Below are 9475 nucleotides of genomic sequence, written 5' to 3' on the forward strand. Positions count from 1 at the left end.
CAGACTATGACAGCTTCTGATTTTAAGGCACTAGCAACAGGTAATCCTTATCTCAAATATAAGATGGAACTAGAGAATGATCTAACTCTATTAGAAAATCAAAGACGCGCCTTTCAACGCAGTAAGGATCACTATCGTCATACAATCTCTTACTGTGAAGAAAATATGCCCATTCTTGAGAAACGATTAAGCAAGTATGAAGGCGATATTCAACAGTCTGAAATATCGAAATACCAGGCATTTTCTATGACAGTCGGCAAGCAAGTTTTTGAGCAACGAGCTGAAGCAGGTGAATCCCTACACCGTCTTATCCGTCATAATCAAGCTGACAGCAAAGTATTTCGTACCCTAGCAAGCTATCGAGGATTTGACATTAAAATGCTTAGTCTTCCAACAAATCAACCTCTTCCTGAAACCTTCTCTGTTAAGATTGTAGGAGAAAATCAGTATTCTGTCAGTTTAGATTTGTATTCTCCTTTGGGGACAATTCAAAGGCTTCAGCATACGATTGATCACATCAAGGAGGACCAAGTAAAAACACAGAACTTATTGGATGAATTAAAGGATAAATGGACTACTGCTAAGGTAGAAATTGAGAAAAATTTTCCAAAGGAAGAGGAGTATCAAACTAAAAAGGCCGAATACGATGTACTCGCACCATTGATTGAAACAGAAACGGATTTAGATATTATTGATCAGGCATTAAGGCAATTCCACGAAAAAGGAAAAGAAAAGCAGGAACAACTTTCTTTTGAATTAGATTAAAAAATATATAAAAATAGCGGACAAGAAAAGAAAAGCGCGGTAGAATAAAGATAGAAAGAAACGAGGTAACGATTATGATGGAAGATATCTATTATCAATTAGAAGAGGCCTTGGTACAGGGATTTCAAACACCTGAAGAATACAATGCTTACAAGGAATTAAAGGAACATTATGAGGAAGTTACTGGGGATTACAGTTTTTCTAAACGAGAACTCACTAGTCAATTGGAAATCTCTCTTCAGAATCATCGAGGTGTGGACTTTGAAGAACATGAAAAAGAGGAGTATTTGGACTTAGTTCAAAAATTAGAAGAGTTTGATTCCTCTCTTGCCACCCATTATCGTCAATTGATTGACTAGAAAGGAGAAAGTTATGAATGATTTACTCCTTATCCCAGTAATTTTTTTAGCAGTTGGAGGAATTCTTATTCTTTTATGGAGACTCTTTCTTATTGCCAGTGGACTTTTCCTGATTGGTTTTGTCAGTTTTCTTATTTTCGTGGAGGTTTATGGAATTTATTTGTTCTTTACTGAACCTACTTTATATTTTGATGATATCAGACAACATGGTTTAACTAGTTTTACGGCTGTGTACCTTTTCATCAATCTGATGTTGGTTCTAGGATTTAGTTGGCGCTTCATTAACTCCATTTATTTTAAAAAATAATTATTTTATAATTTTTTTTATATTTAGCGTAAACTATTCATTGCGTCCCAAATACGGGAAGTTTGTTTCTGACTTTCATATTTGGATTATAATATTCTCATCAGAGTTACTTAAGGAGTAAGATATGAACCAGATTACGAAACAATATAAATTACTATATTTCTTGCTTATTTTATTAAGTCTGACAAGTGCTCTTTTAATGACACTCTTCTCTCTGCAATTAGGAAGAATACTTGATAGTATATCTAATTCAAATAGTGGATTACTCTTTCATATCACTATTTGTGTAAGTTCGATTTTACTGTGGTTCTTGATTTCTTCTTCCTATTCCTATCTTAAAAACCAATATGTAAAAAAAGTTATTTTAGATCTAAAAAGGCGTCTCTTATTACATTATTTATCGCGTGAATTTAACCAAATTGACAACCGTAACCATTCAGATTTCTTAAATAATATCACCAAAAACAGTGACCTTATTCAAGAAAATTTATTGATTCCTAGAATCTCTCTAATCGCAAATTTAGGGAGCCTTGTCATGAGTGTGGTTGCTATTATTTATATAGAATGGCGATTAGCATTAGTCTTTCTTTTATTGTCGAGTATAACGATTTTTCTATCTCAAATTCCTGGAAAGTTAATGACTAAAGCAACTAATAATTATTCCCTACAAAATAGTCACTATTTATCAAAAATGACAAACTTTATTGATGGTTTTGAACAAATTAAGTTATTAAATGTTCAAAGCTGGATTCAAGAAAAAATTCAGGGAATCAGTTTAGAATTTGAAGAGTCCAGAAAAACTTATCAATTTTTAAAAGACATAGCTTCAACTACTGGAACCTTACTAAGTTTTTGCTCTCAACTATCCTGTATGGTTGCTGGTATCTTTTTTGTAAGAAATAACTTACTGACTATTGGATTACTCGTAGCAAGTATTCAATTATTAAACGGTGTCTTTGCTCCTTTACAATCTATTCTTTACAATAAAAATTTAATCAACAGTTGTAAGTCCATTATTGATAATATCCAAGAAAATCTATATGAGACGAATCATGAAATTTTTCATAAAACAACTACAATTAATTGTGATAATATTTCGACCATTTCTATTAGCCAATTATATTATGAAATTGAAAATAGAATATTATTTGATCATTTTTCCTATGAATTTAAAAAAGGCAAGCGCTATGCGATTATCGGTGCTTCAGGAACTGGGAAAACAACTTTAGTAAAATTAATACTAAATTATTATCCAAAAAATCTTTATGATGGAGAAATAAAAATCAACGGAAAACAGAATATTGATATTCCCTCAGAGGAGTTATATAAAGATATTGCGTTTGTGCAAAAAAATGACTTTCTGATTGAAGGCAATATTCTAGAGAATATCAAATTGGCTAGAAACCTTCATTTAACTGAAAAATTAAGAAAAGCCTTAGGCTTTAATGAAGAATTTCTTAATAAGAGTCTATCTCAATCAAATCAAACTATTTCAGAAGGGGAAAAACAACGAATTGATTTAGCTAGGTTTTTAGTCAAAACATATTCTGTATATATATTTGACGAACCTACAAGCAACCTTGATCCAATAAAAGCCAAAGCAATGATGGACTACATTCTATCCATTAGAGATGCAATTGTTATTGTCATTACTCATGATCAAAGTCCAAAAATATTGGAAGAGTTTGATCAGATAATTGTTTTATAATAGAAAGGAGGTGATGATCATGATTATGGAAGATTTCAACATTTTGGAGTTAGAATTTGAAGAAATTCGTGAAGAAGATACAACTAATTGGTACTTTATCTAAGATAATTTTAGATTTAGTTAATTTAAACTCTTAAAAAGAGAGTTTAAATTAGTTTGTATTAATAAAAAAGAAGTCAATAATATTAATTGACTTCTCGTGTATAACAAAAGCATGCATGTTCATCTTGCATGCTTTTATCAAATAGTTGAGGATATAAAATGGATAATTATTTCCCAAAATGGAACCAGGATAGAATCGTTTACCAATGGAAGAACGATAGATTAAGAATTGGAGCTGACGATGTTGATGTATTAGAAATTACAGGATACTCAGATTTTTGGTTAGATTTAATTTCTTGTTGCAATGGAATTAATAGCTTTGAAGAAATTAAAGATTTATTAAGAAAAAAATATGATATATCCGAAAATATTATAGAAAAATATATATCTAAATTTTCTGATCGTAATTTATTAGAAATATTAGATAGACCTGTAAATCAAATTGATCACTATTTAATTAATGAATCACTGGAAACTTATTATTCTAGTGAAGGTATTGGTGGGATTAAATTACTTGAAAAATTGAGTAATTTAAAAGTTACCATACTAGGATGTGGAGCCGGTGGTTCTCATATCGCATTACAATTAGCCCAATTAGGGGTAGGGCGACTTCATTTAGTCGATGATGATATTGTTAAAGAAAATAATATAAATAGGCAATCTATGTTTACCTTTAACGATATTGGTAAATATAAAGTTGACTGTGTAAAAGATTGTATTCTAAAACGTAATTATCAGTGTGTAGTCACAAAAAGAAAGTTAAAAATGAGCACTGTTGATGCTGTAAAAAAAGAAATTTCTGAAAGTGACTGGGTATTTTGTTGCATGGATGAACCTCCTTATATAGCACAAAGATTAGTAAATAGAGCATGCTATTTATTTAATATCCCTAGTATATACTGTTTTAGCCAACGTAGCGCAGGTAAACTCTTATTTTGTAATCCTAATATTCAAAATATAGGCTGTGTTGATTGTTTACTTTATGAACAAGATAGTGATAACTTTCAAAATTTAGTTAAAAAATTTTCAAACTATGATGGAAAATTAATAACTGCAAATATTTTAACTAATATTCTATTATTGTCATCATGGGTTGTGAAGAAATGGTTAGATTGTGTAACAGAGAAAAATAGTAATGTTTGGAATACTTTATTTAGATTTGATTTTTATAGTTTTAGGGAAGATGAATTCAAGCACTTCTCTAAGCAATCTCATTGTCCTACATGTGGTCATGATTTCAATAAAAGTAAACTCTGGGAGATTCTAAAAATTGATGAATAAGAAAATTATATTTAAAAAAAATCAAGCAAGTAAATTTGCATATTTTTCATTGATGTTTGTTGCAGGTACTAGTATTGAGCAAGTAAATGAATTAGGATTTTCACATCTTATTGAACATTTACTAATACGAGCAGGGAATGAACAATCACTAAATGAATTGTTTGATATGAATGGTGCAGCTATTAAAGGAGAGACATCTAGAGATTATATTAATTTAAGTGGTTACTGTCTAGCTGAAGATTTCAATAAAATTTTTAAAATACTGATAAGTAGGATTTTCAATCTTTCTATTACTGAAGATGAACTATTGAGGGAAAAGAAAATAGTCTTAATTGAATTAAATCAGTATGAAAATAGTAAAAAATCTATTAATGATAATCGAGTAATTTTTAAAAATAGTTCTTGGTCAATAGATATTATTGGTACTAGAGGTAATATTGAGTCTGTTACTTTAGAAACTATATATAAATTTTATAAAAATAAAATTCAAGCAGGAGAATTCCAGATTGCTATTTCTGGTCCAAGTTTTCTACAAAGTGAAATCATATGTATTGAAAATATGTTACCTTTAAGTGGATCATCTGTAGAAATTAACTTTCCGACATTTTCAAGTGGTTTAACAGAATTAGATAAAATACAAGAACTCTCTGAAATTTCTATGTATCTTGATATATCTGGTATGGTAGCATCATCTCATGATATGGCAATGTTAAGTATCTTAAACTCGATGTTAACTGGTATTAAAGATTCATTATTAGGCCATAAGTTAAGGACACAAAAGCAATGGATATATAATATTGTATCATACCCAATATTTTATAGTAATATGACTTTACTAAAAATCGTAACTATAACACCTACAATCTATAAGAAAAAATTGATTAAAACACTAGAGAACAATCTTGTTAATGAATCCGATTTATCTGATGAACTATTATTTTATAAGGCTAAAAAAAGAGTAATCAATGAATTGTACATAAATTGTGAAGTTAATAAAAATGAATATTTAAAAACAATTTGTAGAGAAAAATTATTTGATATTCCAAGTTGGGATAGTATTGCTGAAGAGCTAGAGTTGATTTCTTTAGATGAGTTCAAGAGATTTTCAAAAAAAGCAATTATTCAAAATAGGAATTACCACATTGTATTAAATTGATAATATTTTTTTCGAAGTATTCTTTATAATTTTTGTATATTGTTTTATTGAATAATTCAAAAATTTTTAAAGCATCTTCTATTTTTAAAATTGATTTTTGATTATGATGAAATTTAAGTTCAAAATATCCATCTAAATACAAAAAAATAGTTTGTTCAAAAAAATCTGTGGAATTAGATAATATATTCTTAGTAGCTTGTTTTAAAAATAAAGATTCCTCATATAAGCTATTTTCAATCATTATAATAAGTGAATTAAGAAGTAATTGAACGAGAGATTGTTTATTTCTAGGTATGGAACTATACAACTTTCCTTTTTTTAGTGCCTCTTTAGCATATCTAAATAATAAATTTGGTAATATTGCTCGACAGCAATTTCCAAGAATAAGAATTTCGTAATATCCCCAGTTTTCAACAGAGAATAAATAATTTGTAAGGTAAGAGGTGTCTTGATTACTCAATTTATGATTATTATCAATTCCATAGACAATGCTTTCAATGAAAATAGCATTTAGCTTATGATAATGAGAATTTGTCTCTCTAAACAGTGCTATCTCTTTGTTTGCCATATTAAGTAATGATTTAATTTCTTGATTGTAGGCAGCCTGTTGAACTAAGCGGATCAAGCTATTGAAGTCTGAAGGCTCATAATTATTACAGGAAAGTAAAAACTCTTCTAGTGTTACACCTATTTTTTCAAGTAGATATAATAATTTAAAAAATGAAATTTCTGTCTCTCCTAATTCAAATCTAGAAATTTGAGACTTTGAAATTTCTGCACCTGCTAATGAAGAAATAGAAATACCTTTTCCTTCTCGTATTTTTCTATAAGTTTCACCTAAAATCATATTTACCTCCCTTTACCATAAAAAATTATTAGAAAGTGTGACAGATTATGAAAAAATACTATCAAATTCTTTTATTACTATTTGATATTATCATTATTATTGGATTATATCAATAAAATTAATGAGTCTGGGTAAAAACTCAATTTCAGGAGAAAATAAAATGAATATTCCCACGATAAAACGCATTATATCAAGTTTTTTGGACAGCCTTTGTTCGAAAATTATTTTAACTCATAGTTGATGATTCCATAAATTGAAAAGTTTTATACTTAGTATTAAAATGCTCGATTTTAATACGTATTACAAGTATCTCTATTAAACCTCTTATCCTCTTCAGTCAATGGATGCTTTTTAGAACTTTTAACAGGAATGAAGGTTATCTTATGAGTATTCACAATGCATAAATAATCCAAATCCAGAAAAACAAGTGATTGCTCTGGCAAACTTGACCTATCCTTTCTTAAAAAGAGTAAAATCATGTGTATGACCTTCTTAAAAAACTAATTAGCAGGCATGAAGTGGTGTTAAATCGAGTATGATTTGTGTCTTTATGTTATGTCTCTTTTTTCCTGAATAATTTTACTTTGGTTTCTTTTAACGTTGAAATAGGATTTTCTATTATATCAATAGCTATAGTGACACTTGTTGATTTTAAGTTTTCTAAGTCAAATAGACTTGAGAAATGGAGAGTATATTCTACGAATGTTAATGTTCAGTGACTGTCGCTAATCCAAGAACAAAATCAAAAGCTAGGAGACGTAGAGTTGGTCAATAGAATAAATAACGCAAGTTTAGCATCAACTGTTTTTATAGACTTAGCGTTTTTGGACGTCCTCCTTTATAGTGTTTGGCTTTATAAGCTTTATTTAGACAGGATATCTTCGTTGGGAAGGTGTCCTTTTTTACACTAATAAATAATTTAAAGTTCTCAGAAGTTAGTTGCATGATCTTTTGTAAATAGTTTTCTTAACTATAGTATAGCATAGTACAGTATGCATTTTATTTTTTTCCAATAAGTCTATTATACTCCAAAGACAGCTAGTTTTATTTTTTTCTCTGAACTGTACGATTTTGCGCCTGAAATGTAGGAATCACCTTTAGTTGTTGTGTGATAAAACTTACAAGTTCTTTTTGTTATTCTTGACCTAGTTTTTATAGAAAGAAGGTCTAAGATGTTAAATAAAGTCAAAACTAAAGCCTTAATTAGTGTTGGAGCAGTAGCCGCAACTAGCTTTATTCTCATGATGGGATATACTGCTGGTCAACATTCTACTGCTAAACAAAGTCGCAAAGAGATTGAATTGGCTGCAGCTAAACTTGTGGAAGATAAACAAGCAGAAGATAAAGCCAGTATTTTGTCATCGGATACTGTAAAAGAATTTTTGACACAGTATTATACGAAAGAAAAACTAGGGGAAAATAATACACGCATTCAACCTTATATGACTGAATCAGCTTATTCTCAAGAATTGACAAGTCAAAACGATGCCATGAACCAAGTGTATAAGGACTATATTTTGGATTATCATTTTGAAAAAGCTGATATCTTTGTCAATCAGACTACGAATCAAGCCATTGCCATGGTCTCTTATAATGTAACCTATGTATCCAATTTAAAGAATGCCAACCAATCAAAGACTAATCAGACAGAAACCAGAACGGTTAAATTGTCCTATTCTAAACTACCTGGTAAGTTATTGGTCAATCAAGTACAGGTTTGGAAATCTGGGTTAGATGATTTAGATAAGGCCACTCCTAAAACTTTAGAAGAATCATCATCAATACCATCACTGCCAAATACTACGACAAAATGATGATATTGCATGGAAATAGAAGAATGTAAGCAAATTTCAATTCTTGATGTAGCCAATCGTTTAGGTATCTCCTTTAAACAAGTTTCTAGCAGTGTCTATGAACATCCTGAACACGATTCATTCCGAATTTTTTCTACTACCAATACTTTTAAATGGTTTTCAAGAGATATTCAAGGTGATGTCATTGATTTTGTTCGACTTGTTAAGGGAATTTCCTTTAAAGAAGCTCTATCTTTTCTTTCTGAAGAACCTTTTCAAAAAGAAGCTGTTCAAGAAAAAAGAGAGAGACCATTTTATTATCCTTTAAAGAGAGTAGAAGATTCTAACTGTAGTCTGGCCAGATATTATTTAACAGAATGTAGAGGAATCTCAGAAGAAATCGTAGAAAAGATGATCCAACAAGGTTTGATGGCACAAGCCAGTTGGAAAACAAATGAAACTGTTGAACCTGTTATTGTTTTTAAAAGCTTTGATCATCGTCACAAACTGCAGGCAGGAAGCTTACAAGGGATATATAAGAATCACTCTCTTCCTAGAGAGAGGTTGAAAACAATTCTAAAAGGGAGCCATGGACATGTTGGAATATCCTTTGACATTGGTAAACCAAATAGACTGGTCTTTTGTGAATCGTTTATTGACTTGATGAGTTATTACGAGCTACATCAACAAAGTCTATCAGATGTTCGCTTGGTATCTATGGAGGGATTAAAAAGGTCTGTTGTTGCTTATCAAACTTTGCGACTGATAGCTGAAGAAAATCAGAAGTTGGAATTCTTAGATACAGTAACACCTTCAAAGTTATTGCCTTTGATCAATACAATTCGTGATACCACTACCTATTTCAATAATCATCCTGATTTATTGACACTTGCGGTAGATTGTGATGATGCAGGTAAAGATTTTTCTGATAAGTTATCTCAATCAGGATTGCCTGTTTTACTGGATTTACCTGATAATGAATTTGGGAAAGAAAAAATAGACTGGAACGATATTCTTAGAGAAAAGAAATCAGATTTTCAATCTATGATTGAGAATTCAAAAGAGACATTTGGAAATCCACCAGTAAGACAAACCTCTCAATGTTTAGAATTGTGATAACAAAATCAAGATGTTTTAGCTAATATTAGAATGAAGGA

General features: G+C 30.0%; 8 protein-coding genes and 1 pseudogene. 8 read left to right on the forward strand and 1 reads right to left on the reverse strand.

Annotated elements, in window-relative coordinates:
- From E7C97_RS08425 to E7C97_RS08450, 6 genes and pseudogenes are all read left to right on the forward strand, one after another.
- A pseudogene (locus E7C97_RS08425) lies at positions 1-765 on the forward strand (helicase SNF2); the annotation flags it as partial.
- Positions 766-839: 74 nt separating this feature from the next.
- Positions 840-1124, forward strand: coding sequence for a DUF5962 family protein (locus E7C97_RS08430; RefSeq protein ID WP_316108880.1), 285 nt, complete (start codon positions 840-842; stop codon positions 1122-1124).
- A gap of 13 nt (positions 1125-1137) precedes the next feature.
- Entirely contained in the window at positions 1138-1431 is a 294-nt protein-coding gene (locus tag E7C97_RS08435) for a DUF5966 family protein (protein WP_049548777.1), read from the forward strand.
- 124 nt (positions 1432-1555) lie between these two features.
- Entirely contained in the window at positions 1556-3139 is a 1584-nt protein-coding gene (locus tag E7C97_RS08440; protein ID WP_316108883.1) for an ABC transporter ATP-binding protein, read from the forward strand.
- Positions 3140-3400: 261 nt separating this feature from the next.
- On the forward strand, positions 3401-4522 hold the full coding sequence (locus E7C97_RS08445) for a ThiF family adenylyltransferase (RefSeq protein WP_049525935.1): 1122 nt from the start codon (positions 3401-3403) through the stop codon (positions 4520-4522).
- Complete coding sequence (locus tag E7C97_RS08450; protein ID WP_075228620.1) at positions 4515-5678, forward strand: pitrilysin family protein; 1164 nt, start codon at positions 4515-4517, stop codon at positions 5676-5678. Before E7C97_RS08445 ends, E7C97_RS08450 begins: the two co-directional genes overlap by 8 nt.
- Here E7C97_RS08450 and E7C97_RS08455 read toward each other — a convergent pair.
- A complete protein-coding gene (locus E7C97_RS08455; protein WP_049525931.1) occupies positions 5641-6525 on the reverse strand; it encodes a helix-turn-helix domain-containing protein in 885 nt (294 codons plus the stop codon). The two genes, E7C97_RS08450 and E7C97_RS08455, sit on opposite strands and share 38 nt — an antisense overlap.
- Before the next feature lie 1172 nt (positions 6526-7697).
- Between E7C97_RS08455 and E7C97_RS08460 the strand changes: the two genes are divergently transcribed.
- Both E7C97_RS08460 and E7C97_RS08465 read left to right on the forward strand, forming a co-directional pair.
- A complete protein-coding gene (locus E7C97_RS08460; protein ID WP_316108884.1) occupies positions 7698-8339 on the forward strand; it encodes a peptidylprolyl isomerase in 642 nt (213 codons plus the stop codon).
- A 9-nt stretch (positions 8340-8348) separates the two neighbouring features.
- Complete coding sequence (locus tag E7C97_RS08465; protein WP_316108885.1) at positions 8349-9434, forward strand: toprim domain-containing protein; 1086 nt, start codon at positions 8349-8351, stop codon at positions 9432-9434.
- The last annotated feature ends 41 nt before the right edge of the window (positions 9435-9475 follow it).

It is taken from the genome of Streptococcus sp., from assembly GCF_032481935.1.
Lineage (GTDB): Bacteria > Bacillota > Bacilli > Lactobacillales > Streptococcaceae > Streptococcus.